This is a genomic window from Neobacillus drentensis (genome assembly GCF_036962765.1).
Lineage (GTDB): Bacteria > Bacillota > Bacilli > Bacillales > Cytobacillaceae > Neobacillus > Neobacillus drentensis_C.
This window is the reverse complement of the sequence record NZ_JBALOS010000126.1, coordinates 1-1,499: the sequence shown is the minus strand read 5'-3', so window position 1 is coordinate 1,499 and position 1,499 is coordinate 1. Positions and strand designations below refer to the sequence as shown.

General features: G+C 39.8%; 1 protein-coding gene. It reads right to left on the bottom strand.

Annotation, left to right across the window (positions count from 1 at the left end):
- Positions 1-259 precede the first annotated feature (259 nt).
- Positions 260-1,441 carry a methyltransferase domain-containing protein gene (locus tag V7137_RS16410; protein ID WP_335699074.1) on the bottom strand — a complete coding sequence of 394 codons (1,182 nt, stop codon included), beginning with the start codon at positions 1,439-1,441 and terminating at the stop codon, positions 260-262.
- Between the last annotated feature and the right edge of the window lie 58 nt (positions 1,442-1,499).

Genomic DNA, 1,499 nt, shown 5'->3' with positions numbered 1-1,499 from the left:
TTAATATTCTCTCTTACAGTTTTTATCTTAAAGTCAGGTGTATATGAAATCTGCGTTCTTACACATGGTTAACATTGGGATTACTCCCTAATAACTTATTCATATAATCTTACTCATCTTGATTTTTCCTCCGATTATGTCCTTTTAATTGATTTTAAACAGATTTTAATCCAAGGAATACAAAAAAAACCCGAACAATGGACTTTTTTAAATGTCCATTATTCGGGTTATAGTTAAAATAGCATGGGGATTGTAGCTGCTATTCTGGTCGTTCATCCAAGGTGTGATACCAAACAAGCGGACCAAGGTGACCGAACTCCCCAACCGCCTCCTCCATCAACCGGTGTGCCTCTTCATATGCGTAGGCAGGTAAAATATCCAATTCATGATACCCCATATTTCCATAGTTATAGACAAGCAAAAACCTATCAGTCTCCCAAAGCTCAAGTCGAAACACATGCCAATGGTTCATCACTTTCAATTGAATTCCTGTGAAGAATGTTTTCTCCCCCAGCTGTTGATAAGCAAACTCCGCTGTCCCTCCTTTATAGGACCTACCCTCCTCCAATACAAGTGGGTAACCTTTCGTATATAGTTGTTCCATACCTTTCAAGGTTTCAAGACTGGTTTCCCTTTTTGTCGCCACAATCACAGGAGACAGCCTATCTACTCCTATTTCATGGTATTCGATGGTACCACTGTCATCCCATTGAATATGCAAACCCGCATCATGAAGCACATTCGCCCACCTTCCGAGATCTGCGGAATTTTTCAATTGTTCGCAAGAGAGATACAATCCATCCTCCGTTAACAAACGATGGACTATTTCTAAATAACAACTGTCACCATAGGTCGGATTCTCCTTCATGTACTCTAGAAGTGACCAATAGTTTGAAATCATAATAGGCCCCATAATCTCATGAAAGGTCCGTGATGAAATGATTAAATCAAAAGAATTCAGGGAAAAGTGTTCAGTTACCTCCATAAAATCCATTTGGTAAAAACTCACGTTATTAAGCCCTTGCAGCATGGCCAACTGCTGTGCACATTGAATTCCATTTCCACACTGTTCAATGCCAACGATCTCCGCATCTGGAAAAATCGAGGCGTACCAACAAGACAGCAACCCATTATCACACCCAATTTCCAAAATCCGCTTCGGCTTTAAATGAGTTTGCTGATTGATCCAGTTGAGAAGGGACTGATGGAAATTCATCGTCCATGATTCTACCGCCAAACTGAAGGCCAGTGTTCGGTTTTTCACTTCATAAAGATTCCCATTTAGTTTGCGCTCCATAATGGGTTGGAGTTCCTTAGCCAAGAAGGAGTCAACATGGGTTACATGGGTCCAAAAGTCTTCTTTGGTTAAGCAGTTTTTGATACCCAGTGACTTAAAATAGGCAGAGACACTTTGTGACTTTAATTTAGTATTTATTAACATAGTATTATCTCCAGTTTAGGCGTATTTAGTTTGTTTCAACAGGGTCAATACCTATTAG

What these genes read in the sequence shown, in the direction of transcription:
- V7137_RS16410 (WP_335699074.1), bottom strand. Translation starts at nt 1,441, where the DNA reads ATGTTAATAAATACTAAATTAAAGTCACAAAGTGTCTCTGCCTATTTT.